17 protein-coding genes and 1 pseudogene are annotated in these 19,693 nt (G+C 60.3%); 17 read left to right on the forward strand and 1 reads right to left on the reverse strand.

Annotated features, from left to right (window positions below; translation table 11 throughout):
• Nucleotides 1–3 precede the first annotated feature (3 nt).
• From AC07ZS_RS00435 to AC07ZS_RS00510, 16 genes are all read left to right on the forward strand, one after another.
• Nucleotides 4–861, forward strand: coding sequence for a MaoC/PaaZ C-terminal domain-containing protein (locus tag AC07ZS_RS00435; protein ID WP_008905466.1), 858 nt, complete (start codon nucleotides 4–6; stop codon nucleotides 859–861).
• 51 nt (nucleotides 862–912) lie between these two features.
• The gene (locus AC07ZS_RS00440) at nucleotides 913–1,716 is read left to right on the forward strand and encodes an enoyl-CoA hydratase/isomerase family protein (protein ID WP_056278228.1); all 804 of its coding nucleotides are present in this window, start codon (nucleotides 913–915) and stop codon (nucleotides 1,714–1,716) included.
• A gap of 66 nt (nucleotides 1,717–1,782) precedes the next feature.
• A complete protein-coding gene (locus AC07ZS_RS00445; protein WP_056278231.1) occupies nucleotides 1,783–2,949 on the forward strand; it encodes an acyl-CoA dehydrogenase family protein in 1,167 nt (388 codons plus the stop codon).
• Nucleotides 2,950–2,958: 9 nt separating this feature from the next.
• Nucleotides 2,959–4,176 carry a CaiB/BaiF CoA transferase family protein gene (locus tag AC07ZS_RS00450; RefSeq protein WP_297393880.1) on the forward strand — a complete coding sequence of 406 codons (1,218 nt, stop codon included), beginning with the start codon at nucleotides 2,959–2,961 and terminating at the stop codon, nucleotides 4,174–4,176.
• Between the two features lie 188 nt (nucleotides 4,177–4,364).
• On the forward strand, nucleotides 4,365–5,162 hold the full coding sequence (locus tag AC07ZS_RS00455; RefSeq protein ID WP_008905462.1) for an ABC transporter ATP-binding protein: 798 nt from the start codon (nucleotides 4,365–4,367) through the stop codon (nucleotides 5,160–5,162).
• Nucleotides 5,149–7,092 (forward strand): AMP-dependent synthetase/ligase, encoded by a 1,944-nt coding sequence (locus AC07ZS_RS00460; protein WP_086124709.1) that lies wholly within the window; start codon nucleotides 5,149–5,151, stop codon nucleotides 7,090–7,092. The genes AC07ZS_RS00455 and AC07ZS_RS00460 overlap by 14 nt, the downstream gene beginning before the upstream one ends.
• A 3-nt stretch (nucleotides 7,093–7,095) precedes the next feature.
• Complete coding sequence (locus AC07ZS_RS00465; protein WP_056278238.1) at nucleotides 7,096–7,983, forward strand: branched-chain amino acid ABC transporter permease; 888 nt, start codon at nucleotides 7,096–7,098, stop codon at nucleotides 7,981–7,983.
• A gap of 5 nt (nucleotides 7,984–7,988) precedes the next feature.
• Nucleotides 7,989–9,062, forward strand: coding sequence for a branched-chain amino acid ABC transporter permease (locus tag AC07ZS_RS00470; RefSeq protein WP_034694558.1), 1,074 nt, complete (start codon nucleotides 7,989–7,991; stop codon nucleotides 9,060–9,062).
• Between the two features lie 10 nt (nucleotides 9,063–9,072).
• The gene (locus AC07ZS_RS00475; protein WP_082586007.1) at nucleotides 9,073–9,924 is read left to right on the forward strand and encodes an ABC transporter ATP-binding protein; all 852 of its coding nucleotides are present in this window, start codon (nucleotides 9,073–9,075) and stop codon (nucleotides 9,922–9,924) included.
• A 126-nt stretch (nucleotides 9,925–10,050) separates the two neighbouring features.
• Entirely contained in the window at nucleotides 10,051–11,307 is a 1,257-nt protein-coding gene (locus AC07ZS_RS00480) for an ABC transporter substrate-binding protein (protein ID WP_297393893.1), read from the forward strand.
• Nucleotides 11,308–11,400: 93 nt separating this feature from the next.
• Complete coding sequence (locus AC07ZS_RS00485) at nucleotides 11,401–12,657, forward strand: ABC transporter substrate-binding protein (RefSeq protein ID WP_056278244.1); 1,257 nt, start codon at nucleotides 11,401–11,403, stop codon at nucleotides 12,655–12,657.
• Nucleotides 12,658–12,905: 248 nt separating this feature from the next.
• The gene (locus AC07ZS_RS00490; protein WP_008905455.1) at nucleotides 12,906–13,703 is read left to right on the forward strand and encodes an SDR family NAD(P)-dependent oxidoreductase; all 798 of its coding nucleotides are present in this window, start codon (nucleotides 12,906–12,908) and stop codon (nucleotides 13,701–13,703) included.
• 59 nt (nucleotides 13,704–13,762) lie between these two features.
• A complete protein-coding gene (badI, locus tag AC07ZS_RS00495; protein ID WP_056278247.1) occupies nucleotides 13,763–14,554 on the forward strand; it encodes a 2-ketocyclohexanecarboxyl-CoA hydrolase in 792 nt (263 codons plus the stop codon).
• A gap of 21 nt (nucleotides 14,555–14,575) precedes the next feature.
• Nucleotides 14,576–15,280 (forward strand): TetR/AcrR family transcriptional regulator, encoded by a 705-nt coding sequence (locus tag AC07ZS_RS00500; protein WP_492437704.1) that lies wholly within the window; start codon nucleotides 14,576–14,578, stop codon nucleotides 15,278–15,280.
• Nucleotides 15,281–15,424: 144 nt separating this feature from the next.
• Nucleotides 15,425–15,934 (forward strand): MaoC family dehydratase, encoded by a 510-nt coding sequence (locus AC07ZS_RS00505; RefSeq protein WP_056278252.1) that lies wholly within the window; start codon nucleotides 15,425–15,427, stop codon nucleotides 15,932–15,934.
• 62 nt (nucleotides 15,935–15,996) lie between these two features.
• Nucleotides 15,997–17,682 carry an electron transfer flavoprotein-ubiquinone oxidoreductase gene (locus AC07ZS_RS00510; RefSeq protein WP_069047294.1) on the forward strand — a complete coding sequence of 562 codons (1,686 nt, stop codon included), beginning with the start codon at nucleotides 15,997–15,999 and terminating at the stop codon, nucleotides 17,680–17,682.
• A 120-nt stretch (nucleotides 17,683–17,802) separates the two neighbouring features.
• Here AC07ZS_RS00510 and AC07ZS_RS00515 read toward each other — a convergent pair.
• Nucleotides 17,803–18,268, reverse strand: a pseudogene (locus tag AC07ZS_RS00515) (IS30 family transposase); the annotation flags it as partial.
• Nucleotides 18,269–18,895: 627 nt separating this feature from the next.
• Here AC07ZS_RS00515 and AC07ZS_RS00520 point away from each other — a divergent pair.
• A complete protein-coding gene (locus AC07ZS_RS00520) occupies nucleotides 18,896–19,687 on the forward strand; it encodes an ABC transporter ATP-binding protein (protein WP_056278262.1) in 792 nt (263 codons plus the stop codon).
• Nucleotides 19,688–19,693 lie beyond the last annotated feature (6 nt).

Below are 19,693 nucleotides of genomic sequence, written 5' to 3' on the forward strand. Positions count from 1 at the left end.
GCCATGGCGATCAACTACGAGAAACTGATGGCATGGCCGTTCGAGGACGTTCGCCATCGCTACACCCAGCGCGACACCATGCTCTACGCACTGGGCGTGGGCCTGGGCACCGACCCGACCAACGAGACCGAGCTGCGCTTTGTCTATGAAAAGAACCTGCTGGCGCTGCCCACGCTGCCGGTGGTGCTGGGCTATCCCGGCATGTGGCTCAAGGACCCGGCCACCGGCGTTGACTGGGTGCGGCTGGTGCATGGCGAACAGGGCTTGCGCCTGCACCGGCCGGTGCCGCCCGAGGGTGAAGTGATCGGGCGCACGCGGGTGAGCCAGATCATCGACAAGGGGCCGGACAAGGGGGCTCTGATCTACACCGAGCGCACGGTGACGGACGCCACCAGCGGCGAACTGCTGGCCACGCTGACCTCGACCACCTTCTGCCGCGCCGACGGTGGCTTTGGCGGCCCGGCCGGGCCGGTCAAAACCGTGCATGAGCTGCCCACGCGCGCGCCTGATCACAGCGACGATTTCGCCACCCAGCCGCGTGCCGCGCTGATCTACCGCCTCTCGGGCGACTACAACCCGCTGCACGCCGAACCCGCGGTGGCAAGCGCCGCTGGTTTCAAGCAGCCCATCCTGCACGGCCTGGCCACCTACGGCATCGCCGGCTGGGCACTCACCCAGCGCGTCTGCGGCGGCGACCCGAGCGCCCTGCAGTCGCTGGATGTGCGTTTTTCGTCACCCGTTTACCCCGGCGAAACGATACGCACCGAGCTCTGGGTGGATGGCAAGGTCGTTTCCTTTCGCGCCCGCGCCGTCGAACGCGACATCGTCGTGCTGAACAACGGACGCGCCGAGCTGCGCTGACCGTCCTTTGCCTTTCATTTTCGTTTTCAATTTTTTTCAAGGAGCCTCAACATGAACTACGCTGACTTTCAATTCCTCAAGTTCGACCACAAGCCCAACGGCGTGCTGGTCATCACCATCAACCGCCCCGAGGTCATGAATGCCACCAATGGCCGGCTGCACTGGGAGCTGACCAAGATCTGGGGCGTGGTCACTGACGATGCCAAGACCAAGGTGGCGGTCATCACCGGCGCGGGCGACCAGGCCTTCTCGGCCGGCGGCGACCTGGAATGGGTGGCCGGCATGGTCGGCAACCCGAAGGAAATCGCCAACACCATGACCGAGGCTTCGGACGTGGTCTACAACATGATGGCCTGCGACAAGCCCATCATCTCGGCCATCAACGGCGTGGCCGTCGGTGCCGGTCTGGCAGTCGCCTTCCTGGCCGACATCAGCATCATGGCCGAGGAGGCCAAGATTACCGACGGCCATGTCAAGATCGGCGTCGCCGCCGGCGACCACGCAGCCATTCTGTGGCCGCTGCTGTGCGGCATGGCCAAGGCCAAGTACTACCTGATGACGGCCGAGTTCGTGAACGGCAAGGAAGCCGAGCGCATCGGTCTGGTCAGCCTGTGCGTGCCGCGCGCCGAGCTGATGGACAAGGCCATGGCCGTGGCCAACAAACTGGCCAATGGCAGCCAGCAGGCGATCCGCTTCACCAAGCGCTCGCTCAACGGCTGGATGAACGTGGCGCGCCCGATCTTCGAGAGCTCGCTGGCGATGGAAATGCTGTGCTTCCTGGGCGAAGACGCCAAGGAGGGCGTGGCCTCGGTGCGCGAGAAGCGCGCGCCCAAGTTCCCCTCGGCCCAGGTCTGATTGAGTTCGCTCCTTCTCCCGCTGGGGGAAGGAGCCAAAACGCCCCACCACACAGGAGAACACCCCATGGATTTCGCACTGACCCAAGAACAACGGATGATCTACGAGTACGGCGACCGTATCTCGAAGCAGTTCGACCACAATTACTGGCGCGGCTACGCCGACAAGAACGAGCGCCCCACCGAGCTGTACCAGCAGATCACCAACGACGGTTTTCTCGGCATCATGGTGCCCGAGGCCTATGGCGGTGCCGGCCAGGGCATGACCGAGATGCTGCTGTTCATGGAGGGACTGGCCAACAACGGCATTCCGCTGCTGAACCTGGTGGTCGGCCCGACCATGACCATGGGTCTGCTGGCCAAGCACGCCAGCGAGGACATGAAGCGCCGCTTTCTGCCGGGCGGCTGCTCCGGCGACATCAAGTTCTGCTTCGCCATCACCGAACCGAACGCCGGCTCCAACTCGATCGAGATCACCAGCATCGCCAAGTCCGATGGCCAGGGCGGCTTCAAGCTCAACGGCCAGAAGGTCTACATCACCGACGCCAACTGCGCCGACTACGCCATGGTCGTGACCCGCACCACAGCGCGCGCTGACGTGAAGAAAAAGACCGACGGCTTCACCATCTTCATGGTCGACATGAAGAAAAAAGGCATCAGCAAGACACTGATTCCGATTGCCTTCCCGGTGCCAGAAACGCAGTGGCAGCTGTTCTTTGACAACGTGGAGCTCACCGAGGCCGATGTGCTGGGCGAAGTCGGCAAAGGCTTCAACATCCTGTTCGACACGCTCAACCCCGAGCGCATCATCCTGTCGGGCTTGTGTACCGGCGTCGGACGCTTTGCCTTGAAGAAGGCCGTGGCCTATGCCAACGACCGCAAGGTGTTCAACAACACCCCCATCGGCGCCTACCAGGGCGTGCAGCACCCGCTGGCGATTGCCCGCTGCGAGATCGAGATGGCCTCACTGATGGCGCTAAAGGCCGCCTGGGCCTTCGACCAGGGCCTGCCTGCCGGGGAGTTTTCCAACATCGCCAAGTACGCGGGTGCCGAAGCCGGCATCCACGCCGTTGACGCGGCGATCCAGACCCATGGCGGCAACGGTTTCACCAAGGAATACGGCATTTACGACCTGTACGGTCTGGTGCGGTTGCTGCGCACGGCCCCGTTGAACCGCGAGCTGGTGTTGAACTACATCGCGGAGCATGTGATGGGCCTGCCGCGCTCCTATTGACAGGCCACCATGGGTAACAACGCTCCCCTGCCCGCCTTTGGTGCCCTGGCCGGCCTGAAGGTGATTGACCTCTCACGCGTGCTCGGTGGCCCGTACTGCGGACAGATTTTGGCCGACCACGGCGCGCAGGTCATCAAGGTCGAGCCGCCCGCTGGCGACGAGACCCGCGCCTGGGGCCCACCCTTTGCCGACGACGGCACGGCGGCCTACTACAACGGCCTGAACCGCAACAAGCGCGACATCGTGATCGACCTGTCCAAGCCCGAAGGGCGCGAGATTGTGCTCAAGATGCTGGCAGACGCTGACGTGCTGATCGAGAACTTCAAGATCGGCACGCTGGAGCGCTGGGGCATCGGCTATGAACAGACGCTGCGCGAGCGCTTCCCGCGCCTGATCCACTGCCGGGTCAGCGGCTTCGGCGCCGATGGGCCGCTCGGCGGCGCGCCTGGCTACGACGCGGTGGCACAGGCACTGGGCGGCCTGATGAGCGTCAACGGCACGCCGGACACCGGCCCGCTGCGGGTCGGTGTCCCGGTGGTCGACATCACCACCGGCCTGTCGGCCGTGATAGGCGTGCTACTGGCGGTGATCGAGCGGCAGCGCTCCGGGCGCGGGCAGTTCGTCGAGGCCACGCTGTACGACACCGCCGTGTCGCTGCTGCATCCGCAAAGTGCAAACTGGTTGCAGTCGGGCCAGACACCCAGGCTCAGCGGCAATGCGCACTCCAACATCGTGCCCTACGACAAGTTTCCGACCCGGACCTGCGAGGTCTTCCTGGGCATCGGCAACAACGGGCAGTGGAAAAAACTGTGCGAGTTCCTCGGCCATCCCGACATGGCCAGCGAGCCGCGCTTTGCCACCAACGCCGAGCGTTTTCGCCATCGCGACGAACTGCGCGCCTTGCTAGAGGCGCAGTTGCAAGAGGTGGATGGCGAACAGCTGTGCCGTGACCTACTGGCCGCCGGTATTCCGGCCGGCGCCGTCAGGGCCATTCCGCAGGTATTGACGGACCCCCACACCCTGCATCGGGACATGGTGGTGCAGGTCGAGGGTGTGCCTGGCATCGGCATCCCGGTCAAGCTGTCACGCACACCGGGGCGCGCCCACAGCGCGCCGCCGCGCTTCGGCCAACACACACGTGAGCTGCTGACGGAGCACGGCTACGGCGCCGCCACCATTGATGCCCTGATCGCACGGGGAAGCATCGTAGAACACGTTGCGACATGAACTCTGCCTGCCAGAGACAAGGGGAAACCCCATATACCTAACTAATGTTAGGTGAGAAAATGAAAGCCTTTATGCAGAACAGAAAATCGGATCGGCAAGCTGCGCACAGGCAGGTGGTCGACCGTGCTATGTCATAGGCACCCTCAGTGATAAACACCATCAGTACCAAAGAGCAGCGGCCAACTCCGATGAAAGCCAGCAACGCGGCGGCAGTGCCCGCCCTCGAATGCCGAGGGCTGGAGCGGCGATTCGGCGGCCTCGTCGCGTTGAAGGATGCCAATTTGCGCATTGAGCGTGGGGAGATCTTCGGCTTGGTCGGCCCCAACGGCAGCGGCAAGACGACCATGACCAACGCCATCACCGGCTTCTTTCCACCCCAGGTAGGCAGCATATGGCTCAATGGCCGCGACATCACCGGCATGGCGCCGCACAAGGTCGCAGCTCTGGGCGTCGCGCGCACGTTCCAGAACCTGGCGCTCTTCAACGGCATGAGCGTGCTTGACAACATCCTGCTGGGGCGTCACATCCACATGAAGCCCGGCGTGGCAAAAACCGCCCTCTACTGGTGGCTGGGTCGCAAGGATGAGATGGCGAGCCGGCTCAAGGTCGAAGAGATTATCGATTTCCTGCAGCTGCAGAGCGTGCGCGACGAGCTGGTGGACAGCATTCCGATCGGGCTGAAAAAGCGCGTCGAACTGGCACGCGCGTTGGTGGCCGAACCCAGCTTTCTGGTTCTTGACGAACCGATGGCTGGCATGAACCAGGAGGAAAAGGAATACATGGCCCGTTTTATCCTCGATGCGCGTGCCGAGCGCAATGTCACTGTGCTGCTGATCGAGCACCACATGGATGTGATCACCGGTATCTGCGACCGCATGATGGTGCTCAGCTATGGTGAAACCATCGGAACCGGTATTCCTGCCGACGTGATGAAGGATGAACGTGTGATCAAGGCCTACCTGGGGGGTGCGCATGCAAAGCACTGAAACCGATGCTGCCAAGGGCAGCAACACCACATGGGATATGGGCACCGACACCACCCTCATCCACATTCTGGCTCGCAACGCCGAGTTACTGGGCAATCGCGTGGCCATGCGCGAAAAGCACCTGGGAATATGGCAGGAGACCACCTGGTCGCAGATGCTGGACACCACGCTCGCCTACGCGGCCGGCATGGAAAGCCTGGGTTTTAGCGCAGAGGATGCCTTGCTGGTCCTGGGCGACAACCGACCCCGGCTCTACATGGGCATGCTCGCGGCCGGCGTGCTGGGCGGCTACGCGATGCCCGTCTACTCTACTGCAACACCCGACGAAATCCGTCACTTCATGCATGAGACGCATGTCCGCTTTGTCCTGGCCGAAGACCAGGAGCAAGTCGACAAGGTGCTTGATCTGGGCGATCAGGGTGCAACGATCAAGAACATCATTTACGACGAGCCACGCGGCTTGACCAACTATTCGAATCCCGGACTGATTTCGTGGGAAAAGTTGCAGGCCATCGGTGCAGATCGCTTGCGTGCCGAGCCGAAACTGCGAAATGCCTTGATCGAACGGGCGCTGCCCGACGGACCGGCGGTGTTCGTGCACTCGTCGGGGACCACGGGCAAGCCGAAGGGCGTGGTACTGAGCCACCGCAATTTCCTCGCGGGGGTGCGTAACGCCCATCGCGGGGGCGCCTTCACATTTGGCGAGACCATCCTCGCCTATCTGCCCATGGCCTGGGTGGGCGACTTTGCCATCACGGTCGGCGCCGGTGTTGCGCTGCACTTCACCATCAATATCCCCGAACGCCAGGAAACGGTGCTGCACGACCTGCGCGAGGTGGCTCCCACTTTCTATCTGGCCGCACCCCGCAGCTGGGACAACATGCTGACCACCATCCAGGTTCGCATGGAGGATTCGACGCCGCTCAAGAAATGGCTCTACGATGTTTTCATGAACTCGGCGCTGGCGTCCGAACGACGCAAGCTCGAGGGAAAACAGCCCAGCCTGACAGAGCGTCTGATGCGGCAACTGGGAGAGTGGTTGATCTTCGGACCGATCAAGGACCAGTTGGGCCTCACCCGCCTGCGAGGTGCTTTCACCGGCGGCGAGGCCATTGGCGAAGACACTTTTGTTTTTTACCGCGCACTGGGCGTGAAATTGCGACAGTTTTATGGTCAAACTGAAAGCAGCGCCTTCACTGCCTTGCAGGACACCGAAGAAGTACGCCTGCACACGGTCGGCAAACCGCTGCCCGGTGTGGAAGTCAAGATCGGCGACAACGGAGAGGTCTTGATTCGCTCCGGGAGCGTGTTTTCCGGTTACTACAAACTTGAAAATGCCACCCGTGAAGCACTTGAGGACGGCTGGCTGTACACGGGCGATGCAGGTTATATCGAGCCTGATGGACACATGGTGGTGCTCGGACGGTTGTCGGAGGTGGTGTATACCTCCAAAGGCGAACGCTACATTCCGAACTACATTGAGAACCGCCTCAAATTCAGTCCGTACATCAAGGATGTGGCCGTGCTCGGGAGCGGCCGCGACACGCTGGCGGCCATCATCTGCATCGACATGGAGCCGGTGGGCCATTGGGCTGAGGTACGGGGCATTTCCTACATGTCCTATGCCGACCTGTCGCAAAAACCCGAGGTGATCGAACTCGTCACGGCAGCGGTCAAGCGCGTCAACAGCATCCTGCCAGACGGGTTGAAACTGCATCACTTCGTGTCCTTACACAAGGAGTTCGACCCCGACGACGGAGAGGTCACGCGAACCCGCAAGCTGCGCCGCAACGTGGTCGAGGAGCGTTATGCGCCCATCATTGATGCGATCTACGGCGGCCAGCAGACGGTCACGATGAAGGCGCAGATCACGTATGAATCCGGTGAAGTCGGCACCATCGAGCGCCAACTCTCGGTGCAGGAGATTTAAATTATGGATTTTTCACTGTTTGCCGAATTGGCCATCAATGGCGCGCTGTCGGGGCTCATGTATTCACTGGTCGCCATGGGCATCGTGATCATCTACAAGTCATCCTCGGTGCCTAACCTGGCGCAAGGTGCGATGACCATGCTGGGTGCCTATGTCGTGCTGGCCATCGCCAATGGATTGGGCGTGTCGATGTGGGTCGCCATCCCGCTGGCCATGGGAACGATGTTCTTTGTCGGAATGGGCATCGAGCGGGTGGCGTTGCGCCGGCTGGCGGGCCGCCCCATCATCATGATCCTGATGATGACACTGGGGCTGGACATCTTTATACGCGCGACAACAATGGCCATCTGGGGCGGCTCTGGCCTTCCGCTGTCCATTGGCATCAGCGACGACCCGCTGTTTCTGGGGCCGGTGCTGCTCAGTCGGGCTTATGTGGTGGGCGCCGTGGTGGCCATCGCGCTGTTTTTGGTCTTGATGTTCTTCTTTCGCACGCGCAGGGGCATTGTTCTGCGCGCCATCTCCGACGATTACATCGCATCGTGGTCGATCGGTATTTCGGTTGAACGCGGGGTGGCGTTTTCCTGGGCCATGTCCTCGGTTCTGGCCACCACGGCCGGCGTGTTGTGGGGCTCGGTTCAAGGGGTCAGCCAGGCGCTGGCGCTGCTTTTGCTCAAGGGCTTGACCGTCGCCGTTTTGGGCGGTCTTGACAGCATCGGCGGCGCCATTCTGGCCGGCTTGCTGCTGGGCCTTCTTGAAGGCGTTGCATCTGGCTATCTCGACCCCTTGGTTGGCGGTGGTAGCCGCGACCTGGTGGTTGCCACAATACTGATTCTGACCATCCTGATTCGGCCGCATGGCCTGTTCGGGCGCCACGACATTGAAAGGATCTGAAGGTCATGCTATTTCGTCAATCAGGAATTTTCCATACCAATTACGCCAACGCGCGCTCGCTTTTTCCGCTCCCCGCGGATCGCTGGATGATCGGCTTGTTGCTGGCCTTTGCGTTAACTGCGCCATTCACCATGAGCACGCTCGTCCTCAGCACCCAGTTGTTACCGTGGCTGGTGTGGACTGCGGCCGTGCTCGGCTTGAACCTGATCCTGGGCTGGACCGGACAGTTCCACTTCGGCTATGCCGCCATCATGGGCATCGGCGCCTACACGGCGGTGCACGGCGTACGCAACGGCATTCCCTGGGAGATCGCGATGGTGCTCGGCGGCGTGATGGCCGCTGTGATCGGCATCGTTTTCGCTTTCGCGGCGCTGCGCGTGAAAGGCCTGTATCTGGCGCTCAGCACGCTGGCCCTGCAGTTCGTGATGGACTGGGTGATCTCCCACGTGCCGGCCATCAGCGGCGGCACCCAGGCCACACTGCAGGCACCTGACATCAGCCTGCTCGGCCAGGCCATCACCTCGGATACCGGACTCTATTACGTGGCGCTGGGCTGGTGCCTGATCGTCACCGTGTTCATGCTCAACTTGCGCCGCACCGGGCTTGGCCGCGCGCTCATTGCGGTGCGTGAAAAGGACTTCGCTGCGGCGGTCATTGGCGTGCACAGCCTGTATTACAAGCTGGTGGCGTTCGCCACCTCGTCCTTCATTGGCGGCATCAGCGGCGCCATCCTGATCTTCACCTTCTACCGAGCAGCCACACCGGAGCAATTTGCCGTCAATGTCTCCATCGAGTTGCTGGCCATGGTGATCGTCGGCGGACTGGGCAGCATCATCGGCAGCTATTTTGGGGCCGCCTTCATTCTGTTGATGCCCGGCCTGATGAACAGTCTGATCGGCTGGCTGGCGCAGCTCCTGGGCATCTCGCTCGGGATCGAAACGCTGGCCCACATTCCACATGCGGTTTATGGCGCGCTGATCATTATTTTCCTGCTGGTTGAGCCTATGGGGCTGGGCAAGATGTACACCAATCTGCGCAACTACCTGCTGGTCTGGCCCTTCGGCTACGCCCGAAAGTAAAAACGACATCATGGCGACTGACAACTTGACTTCCAACCCAACGCTGATGCAAAACCAGACTGCGGAACCTGCATTGATATTGTCACTGAACAATGTCGAGGTCATCTACGATCATGTATCGCTCGCCATCAAGGGCGTTTCGATCGATGTGCCGCAAGGCGCCATGGTGGCACTGCTGGGCGCCAACGGCGCTGGCAAAAGCACGACGCTGAAGTCGATCAGCGGCCTGCTGCGCCCTGAGCGCGGCCTGGTAACCCGCGGTGAGGTGCAATTCCTGGGTCAGAACATCGATGCACTGGCGCCGCAGGAGCGCGTCAAGCTCGGTATCGTGCATGTGCTGGAAGGGCGGCGTGTGTTCGAACACATGACGCCTGACGAAAACCTGGTGGCGGCCTCGGCGGTTCGTGGCACCCGCCAAGACATGCTGCGTAACAAGGATATGGTTTACAGCTATTTCCCGCGCTTGCATCAGCGGCGCACCGCGCAGTCCGGCTACCTGTCAGGCGGCGAGCAGCAGATGCTGGCCATTGGCCGTGCCTTGATGACGCAACCCAAGCTGCTGATGCTTGACGAGCCGAGTCTTGGTCTCGCGCCTTTTCTGGTGGCCGAGATTTTCGACATTGTTCGGCGCATCAACAAGGAAGAAGGCCTGTCCGTTCTGCTGGTGGAACAAAACGCAATTGCAGCTTTAGAGGTCGTCTCGCATGGCTATCTGATCGAGAACGGACGCGTGGTGATGCATGACAGCGCAGAAGCCATGAAGAAAAACCCGGACATCCAGGAGTTCTATCTAGGAGGCACCGAAGGGCGAAGCTTCCATGACATCAAACACTATAGTCGGCGCAAACGCTGGCTCACCTGAAACTAGTTTCTCGTAGCATGGACACCTCCACATCGCGTCGAGCTCTCGCATTAAGTCTTGGGCACGACCGGCATTCCTACTACAGACTGCATTTCACCCCGTGCTAGCTAAACAGGAGACATCACCATGAAAATCAAACTGCTTTCAATTCTTGCTGGCGTGGGGATGGCGATGTCCAACGTCCAGCCCGCGCTGGCCCAAGCCCAGACCGAACCGATTAAATTTGCGCTATGTTACGACCTGAGCAAGGTTTACGCCTTCGCCGTACCGCAAGTTGCCCAGGCCGCGCGCGACTATGCGCAGATACTCAACCAGAAAGGCGGCATCGAAGGCCATCAGGTCGAGATTCTGGTTCAAGACCATGGCAACGAACCGCAGCGGGGCATCGAGTGCTATGAAAAGATGAAGCGCGAGGGTGCGATCACCTTCGACTTCTTTTCCACGCCGGTCGGGCGCGCGCTGCTGCCGCGCGCAATGCAGGACAACAATGTGATGATTTCATCCTTTACTGGCCGCAGCGATGCAGTCGACGGCGATGTGTTCAAGTGGATATTCCCCATCGGGCCCACCTATTGGAGCCAAGCAGCCAATAACATCCAGTACATCAAGTCCAAGTCGAACAACAACCTCAAGGGGGTGAAGATCGCATTCTTTTACCTGGACACCGCGTTTGGGTTGGAACCCATCGGCGTGTTGAAGACACTCGCGGCCAAGGAAGGCTTCGACCTCCAATTGTTCCCGAACCCGCTGCCTGGTAACAATCAGTCAGGGGCGTGGTCCCAGATCCGCCGCTTCAACCCCGATTGGGTCATCAGCTGGAATCTGGGCAACATGCACGTCGTTGCCTCGCGCGAAATGAAACGCAACGCCATGCCGATGGACAAGTACATCGCCGTCAATTGGTTCAACGAAGTGGACATCGCGAACATTGGCGCCGACGCAGCCAAGGGCATCAAGCGCGGCACTAATGTGGTGGGCGGTCAGGAGCACCCGCTGATCCAGCAGATCCTGAAGGATCTGTATGACAAGGGAAAGGGCAACGGCGACCGCAAGCATACCAATGACATCTTCTACAACACTGGGCTGGCCACCTACGCTCCTGTTTTCGAAGGCGCGCGTCTGGCAATCAAGCAGTATGGCTGGCCTCTGACATCCGACAAGATGAAGCGCGGGCTGGAGAGCCTGCGCAACTTCGACGCTAACGGCCTCATCGCCCCTGTAACTGTGACGGCCAAGGACCATGGCGGCGGCGGCAAGACGCGCATCGACATGTGGGATGGCGCGAAGTGGGTGCCAGAGACTGGCTGGTTCTCCGCATACGACGATGTAGTCCAGGAAAGCGCCAAGAAGGAATCGGCGGAGTTCGCCAAGTCGAAGCAGTAGCGATACGCCTCGGTCAGGCCTCGGGCACGACTGTACGGCGTGCCTTCTACAGACTGCATTTCACCCCGTACTAACTAAACAGGAAACATCATCATGAAAATCAAACAGCTTTCCATTCTTGCTGGCCTGGGATTGGCGCTGGCCGGTCTGCAGTCCGCGCAGGCGCAGGCACCAGCCCAGCCCGTCAAATTCGCGCTTTGTTATGACCTGAGTAAATCCTACGGCTTTGTGACGCCACAAATTGCCCAGGCGGCGAATGACTATGCCAAGATATTGAATCAGAAAGGCGGCATTGAAGGCCACCCAATCGAGATACTGGTTCAAGACCATGGCAACGAGCCGCAGCGTGGCATTGAGTGCTACGAAAAGATGAAACGCGAAGGCGCCGTTGCCTTTGATTTCCTGTCCACGCCGGTTTCCCGCGCCGTTCTGCCGCGCGCCATGGCGGATGGCAATGTGATGGTGCAATCCTTTGTAGGTCGTGGCGATGCGGTCGATGGTGATGTGTTCAAGTGGATTTTCCCCATTGGGCCCACCTACTGGGGTCAAATGGCCAACAATATCCACTACATCAAAACCAAGTCCAACAACAACCTCAAGGGCGTGAAGATTTCGTTCATCTACCCCGACTATCCGTTCGGGCAGGAACCGATCGGCGTGTTGACGACACTTGCGGCCAAAGAGGGCTTTGACCTGCAGTTGGTTCCCAACCCGATGCCGGGCAATGACCAGGCCGCCGCTTGGTCCCAGATCCGCCGCAACAACCCCGACTGGGTGATCAGCTGGAACCTGGCCGGCATGCACGTCGTCGCCTCGCGCGAAATGAAGCGCAACGGCATCCCGATGGACAAGTACATTTCCGTCAATTGGCTCAACGAAGTTGACCTTGCCAACATTGGTCTGGAAAACGCAAAAGGCCTCAAGCGCGGCACCAACGTGACGGGTGGACAGAGCCACCCGCTGATTCAGCAGATCATCAAGGACCTGTATGAGAAAAACAAGGGCAGCGGTGACCGCAAGCATCTCAACGATGTTTACTACAACACCGGTCTGGCCATCTATGCCAGCGTTTTCGAAGGCGCTCGCCTAGCCATCAAACAAAGTGGCTGGCCCCTCAACCCTGACAAAATGAAGCGCGGACTGGAAAGCTTGAAAAACTTTGATGCCGAAGGCCTGATCGCCCCCGTGACGGTGACCGCCAAAGACCATGGCGGCGGCGGCAAAACCCGCATCGACATGTGGGACGGCGCCAAGTGGGTGCCCCAGACTGACTGGTTCTCGGCGTATGACGATGTGGTCCAGGACATCGTGAAGAAAGAATCTGGCGAGTTCGCCAAGAACAAACAGTAATTGCCTTCCCTTGGGATGGATCACGGTCAGACGCGTTGCGCACTGATAGTGAACCATCCCATCTTGTTTCTCGGATTTTCATCCCTCTCTTGAATCGACAGGTGGCAGCCTATGCCACAGTGGATTGCAGTGGTAGCTGCCAGGCGCACCATCCAACACAGGAAATCTCGCCCGCTATCTAACTATCGTTAGATAGTCATAATTTCATCCTCACCAATGTGGCGCCTAAAGCGCAAGGAGCAATCAGTATGGATCTCGAACTAAAAGGAAAATCGGTCATCGTCACGGGTGGCGGCTCGAACATTGGCCGCGGCATCGTGCTCGGCTTCGCCGCGGAAGGCGCCAACATCACCATCGGCGACATCGACGAAAGTCAGGCGCAAAAGACGGCAGAACTCGCGCTGGCGAGCGGCGCGGCGTCGGCGCAGGTTGTCAAGACCGATGTCACCCAACTTGACCAGGTGCAAGCCATGTTCAAGGCAGCCTCGGACAAGTTCGGCGGCGTCGATGTCCTCGTCAACAACGTCGGCTGGGACCAGTTGATGTTCTTCACGCAGACGACCCCCGATCTGTGGCAAAAGATCATCAACATCAACTACCTCGGCGTTCTCAACTGCACCAAGACCGCGCTTGAAGTCATGGTTCCTCGCAACGCCGGCTCAATCGTCTCCATCAGCTCTGATGCCAGTCGGCAAGGTGAGCCACGTGAAGCGGTGTATGGCGGCGTCAAGGCTGCCATCAACAGCTTCATGAAAACGATCGCCAAGGAAAACGGGCGTTACGGCATCCGCTGCAACGTGGTATGCCCCGGCGTCACTATCCCCAGTACCACCGACGAAGTGGGCGGAAGCAGCATGTGGATTGATGCCGACAGTATGTTCACGCCGGAGCAACTGGAAAAAGTCGCCAAGGCGCTGCCGTTGCGCAAGGTGGGACGGCCGCAGGATATTGCCAATGCCGTCGTCTTCCTGTCTTCAGCGAAGGCTGCGGGCCATGTCACCGGGCAGGTTCTTTCAGTGTCTGGTGGTTACAGCATGATTGGGTAAACGCCCGGGCACGGTCGAAAGACATGCGGCATTGAAATAACAGACAAAAAGGAAAACCCATGGAATTCAAGGACATCCTCTACGAAGAACTCGACTCGGTGGCCTACATCGCGATCAACCGCCCCGAAGTGATGAATGCGTTTCGCGGCCAGACCGTCGAGGAACTGCTGCAGGCATTCATGAAAGCAGGCTGGGACAAGCGAATCGCCGCCATTGTGCTCACCGGGACGGGTGACCGTGCTTTCTGCACCGGCGGCGATCAGTCGGCTCATGCCGGCCAGTACGACGGCCGGGGCACCATCGGTATCCCGGTGGAAGAGTTTCACAGCGCCATTCGTGACGTGCCCAAGCCCGTGATCGCCCGCGTGCAGGGTTACGCCATTGGCGGCGGCAATGTCCTGGCCACCTTGTGCGACATGACCATTGCCTCGGAAAAGGCCGTGTTTGGCCAAGTCGGCCCGAAAGTAGGCTCGGTCGACCCTGGCTGGGGCACAGCTTACCTGAGCCATGTGGTTGGCGAAAAGAAAGCCCGCGAGATCTGGTACATGTGCCGCCGCTACAGTGCACAGGAGGCCTTGGCCATGGGTCTGTGCAACACCGTCGTGCCCCACGACCAGCTCGACGCCGAAGTCGCCCGCTGGTGCAAGGAAATTGTCGAAAAAAGTCCGACGGCTCTGGCGATCGCGAAACGTTCGTTCAATGCATCCACCGAGCACATTCGCGGGATCGGCAGCCTGGGACTTCAAGCGCTGAGCCTGTACTACGACACGGCAGAGTCCAAAGAAGGCGTGAGCGCTTTCCTGGAAAAACGCCGGCCTGATTTCAGGCAGTGGGCGAATGGTCGCAAGTGAGCAACCCCGCGCGACGAGACGTTGCTCAAGGCCGCCCCTTCGACCAAAGCTAGGTTTGATACGATTCGAAATTTGGATCTACCAAACGGTCAAATGATGTCAAATACAGACGCAAAACCCAGCAAAAATGAGGTGGATGGTCCCGCCACACGCGAACGCGTGCTGCTCGAAGCTGCAAGGCTATTCAGGCATCATGGTTATGCAGCAACTACTTTGCGCGAGATTGCGGATGCTGCCGGCGTCAAAGCCGGCAGTATCTACTATCACTTCGAATCGAAAGAGCAGATCCTGGGCGAGGTATTGGACAAAGGCATCACCATCGTCGCAGATGCCGTACGCACCCGTGTTGCGGCTCTTCCCGAAAGTGCACCCTGGCGAGATCGAATCGCCGCTGGCATCGAAGGCCATCTCTGGGGAATGCTGCATTATGGCGACTTCACGTCAGCCAACATCCGCATCTACGGCCAAATCCCGACCAGCGCAAAAAATCGCCACCGGGTCGTGCGGCGGGCTTACGCAGACTATTGGGATCAGCTTCTCGAATCAGCGCTCGCCAGTGGCGAATTGCGCGACGACACCAGCACGGCCATGATTCGGCTTTTCGTGATTGGGGCATTGAACTGGACCGTCGAATGGTACAACCCCCAACGCGGCTCTTTTCGTGACTTCTCGCGTCAAATAACGGGGATCGTGTTCGATGGAATTCTCACGCATGACAAAGCATAGTCGCGATGCATTGCCGGCAACTTCAACAAGCCGGGCCGAGAAACTGACAGCAATAGTCCACATGTCGCCTACATTGCGCAGTGGCACGCTGACCGGCTGCGTCTGGGGACTCCCAAATTGGACAACCCGCCGCAGGAGCAGCAAATGACCATCAAAGAAGGCTGGCGCGGCCGATTCTATGAAGACTTCGAGGTCGGCGACGAGTATCGGCATGGCCTCGGTCGCACACTGACCCAGAACGACAACATCTGGTTCACGTTGCTGACGCAAAACACGGCTCCGCTGCACTTCGATGCCCACTACGCCGCGCAGACGGAGTTCGGCCGTCCGCTCATCAATTCCTGCCTCACGCTGGCCCTCGTGACGGGGCAGACGGTGAGCGATGTCTCGCAAAACGTCATGGCCAACCTGGGGTGGGACGAAGTTCGACTTCCGAATCCGGTGTTTGAAGGCGACACGCTCTATTCACGTTCCACGGTGCTGGACAGGCGCGAGTCGCGGTCGCGAACCAATGTCGGCGTCGTCACGGTGCGCACCGAAGGCTATAACCAGAGCGGCGTCATTGTCTGCACCTTCAAACGCACGGTGATGGTCTACAAACGTGACGGCGCACCGCGCACCGCACCGCCGCTGCCGGTCGACAACCGACCCTGACCCCCCCCCCTTTTTTTCGTCAACTTCGGCCCCAGGGTCGCCACCTTTTTGACCCTCTCCGCATGAAGCCCACCTCCCTGCTCGAACAATACGGTCCCCGCGAAGCGATGGAGTATGACGTGGTGGTGGTGGGCGCCGGCCCCGGAGGTTTGGCCACGGCCATCCACCTCAAGCAGCTCGCGGCTGAAAAGGGCGAGGACGTCTCGGTGGTGCTGCTGGAAAAAGGCTCCGCGCCCGGCGCTCACATTCTTTCCGGCGCGGTCATGGACCCAATCGCACTGAACGAACTATTCCCCAACTGGAAGGATCTGGGCGCACCGCTGAACCAACCCGTTACCGGCGACGACGTGCTTTTCCTGAGCGAAACCGGTGCCAGGCGCACACCCAACTTCCTGGTGCCCGACTGCTTCCACAACGAGGGCAACTACGTCATCAGCCTGGGCGCCCTGACCCAATGGCTGGGCGAGCAGGCTGAAGGCTTGGGCGTGGAAATCTTCCCGGGCTTCACAGCCACCGAGGTTCTGTACGACGACAACGATTCGGTCAAAGGAGTAGCTACCGGCAACCTTGGCATTGGCAAGGACGGCCTGCCGCACGACGGCTTCCAGCTCGGCATGGAGTTGCATGCCAAATACACCATCTTTGCCGAAGGCGCGCGCGGCCACCTGGGCAAGCAACTCATCGCTAAATACAAGCTTGACGAAGGCCGCGATCCGCAAAGCCATGCCATCGGCATCAAGGAACTTTGGGAGATCGACCCGACCCGCGCCCAACCCGGCCGTGTGGTACACACGGCCGGCTGGCCAATGGACACCCAGACCTACGGCGGCGGTTTTCTCTACCACTTGGAAGGAAACAAGGTCACGCTTGGCTTCGTCACCGGGCTCGACTACAAGAACCCATGGCTCAGCCCCTTTGAGGAAATGCAGCGCTGGAAGGCCCACCCCGCCATTCGCGCCCACATCGAAGGCGGCAAGCGCATCGGCTACGGCGCGCGCGCCATCACCGCCGGTGGCCTGCTCAGCCTGCCCAAGACCGTGTTCCCGGGCGGCGCGCTGATCGGCTGTGATGCCGGCTACCTGAACGCCGCACGCATCAAAGGCAGCCACGCCGCCATCAAGAGCGGCATGCTGGCCGCCGAAGCCGCGTTTGAAGCCCTGGCCGCCGGACGCAGCGGCGACGAACTCAGCGCCTACCCCGCTGCGTTCGAAAACAGCTGGCTGCACACCGAACTCGACCAGTCGCGCAACTTCAAACAGTGGTTCAAGAAGGGCAGCCTCGTCGGAGCCCTGATGACCGGCATTGAACAGTGGCTGCTGCCCAGGCTTGGCATCAAGCGTCCGCCCTGGACGATCCACCGCACCCAGGCCGACCACGCCAGCCTGCGCCCGGCCGCCGAGATGCCGCAGATCAGCTACCCCAAGCCCGACGGCAAGCTCACCTTCGACCGGCTCTCCAGCGTGTTCGTCAGCAACACCAACCACGAAGAAAACCAGCCCGCGCACCTGACGCTCAAGGACGCCAGCGTGCCGGTGCAGATCAATCTGGCGAAATACGCCGGCCCCGAGAGCCGTTACTGCCCGGCCGGCGTTTACGAATTCGTAAAGAACGACGACGGCTCGGACCGGCTGCAGATCAACGCGCAGAACTGCGTGCACTGCAAAACCTGCGACATCAAGGATCCGACGCAGAACATCGTCTGGGTGACGCCCGAAGGCGGCGGCGGGCCGAACTACGCGGGAATGTAGCCGAGAGTGATTCAAATCTAAAGTGCAATACCCTGGGTTTCAATGAACGAGGGTGGGTGTTGCGTGCTATTGAGCAGGAGGTCCCGATAGACTGCCAGAGGGGGATCGTGCGCCCTACCCCTTCCAGGGCGGGTTGTTGATCTGATCGGCAATCGCATCGAGCTGCTCCTGGCTGTACCCTGAGAGGTGCGAGCCCTTGGGCTGGTACTGGCGCACCAGCTCGTTGGAGTTCTCGTTAGAGCCTCGCTGCCAAGGGCTGTGGGGGTAACAGAAGTACACCGCAATGTCCGTGCGTCGGCTCAGTTCCCTGCGCATCGCCTTCTCCCGGCACTGGTCGTACGTCATGCTCTGGCACATAGGCTCAGCGAGCCTCAGCAGCTTGTCAGAAAAGGCCTGCAGGACATTGACCGCGCTGGCGGGCTTGAACCCGTGCAGCTTGATGAGCATGAGCAGCCCGACTGGTGCACTCCACCAGGGTGCCCACCGCGCTGGCGTTCGCAGCACCCTTGATCAGGTCACCCTCCCCGTGCCCGGGCAACTGCCGGTCTTCAATCTCGGGCGGACGCACATGGATGCTCACCATGTCCATCTATTGTTCCGGCCCTTTGAAGTCGCGAGTCGTGGACCGACTGCCACAGGCAAACGATCCACGAAAGTTCAAAATTCATGGGGCCGGAGCAATAGTATCTGAGCTCTTCGGCCTTTTCCTTTGTTGCGAGGTAGTCGTTTGCGCTTGGGTGGGCTGCTTTGCATCTGCGGACCGTACTCGGGGGCAGGTGTTGCACTTCAGTCTTGAATCCGCTGACGGTGAATCACCGGCATTCATGCTGAAGCGAACCTGGCCAGAAGTTCCCGCCCGCACTCGCACCCGGACTTGATGGCACCTGCATAGGGATTTCCCGAGTTGAAGCCAGACTAACTACCGTTAGATTAACGCCATGCAAACAAGGCATCGCGCCTACCGAACGGCAAGGCACATGGCAGGCACGCTGCCCAACACGGCCAACACGAGACAACCTTTGAGAAAATTAACTGCCCCCTCGAACGGCACCCTGGCAACCAGAGACCATGGTCGCGCCCATGCACCCGGCCCATCCGAGCCGAAGGTCTGCACGACTGCGGCTGCCATCCTGGCGCACCCCTCCACTACGCTCGACCGGCAAACCCGTTCAATGGTTAAGTCGCCGCAGCACAGCGCAAGTAGCGGCCTGTCATGCTGAATCTCACCAATGTCCAGATCGTTTACGACAACACCATCGAGGCGGTGCGAGAGGTCTCATTGGCCGTCGGCAAAGGTCGCATAGTCGCCCTGCTCGGTTCCAACGGGGCCGGGAAATCAACCACGCTCAAAGGCATTTCGGGCGTTCTGTATCCGGAAGACGGTGAGATCAAGGGTGGCCAGATCACGTTTGAAAACCGCCAGCTGACCGGCCTGGCGCCGGACGAAATCGTGCGCGCCGGCGTGGTCATGGTGCCCGAGGGGCGCCGCCTGTTCGACCAGTTGACGGTCGAGGAAAACCTCGTGATGGGCGGCTACACACGCAGTCTGACCGACGCCAGGCGCCAGATGGAGATGGTGTATGGGCTGTTCCCGCGTCTGGTGCAAAAACGCAGCACGGTGTCGGGCTACCTGTCGGGCGGCGAACAGCAGATGGTGGCCATCGGCCGCGCGCTGATGTCGTCCCCGAAACTGCTGATGCTCGACGAGCCCACGCTCGGTCTGGCGCCACAGATCAGCGAAGAGATTTTCGACATCATCACCCGCCTGTGCCGCCAGGAAGGCATGGGCATTCTCCTGGTGGAGCAGAACGCACAGATGGCGCTGGCCATTGCCGACTATGGCTACATCATGGAAAACGGCCGCGTGGTGCTCGACGGTGAGGCCGACAAGATGCTGCGCAACGACGACGTGCGCGAGTTCTACCTAGGCTTCGGCGAAGGTGGATCGCGCAAGAACATGCGCGAGGTGAAGCATTACAAGCGGCGCAAACGCTGGCTGTCCTGAGAAAAA

The sequence above is a fragment of the Hydrogenophaga sp. GW456-12-10-14-TSB4 genome, assembly GCF_059424305.1.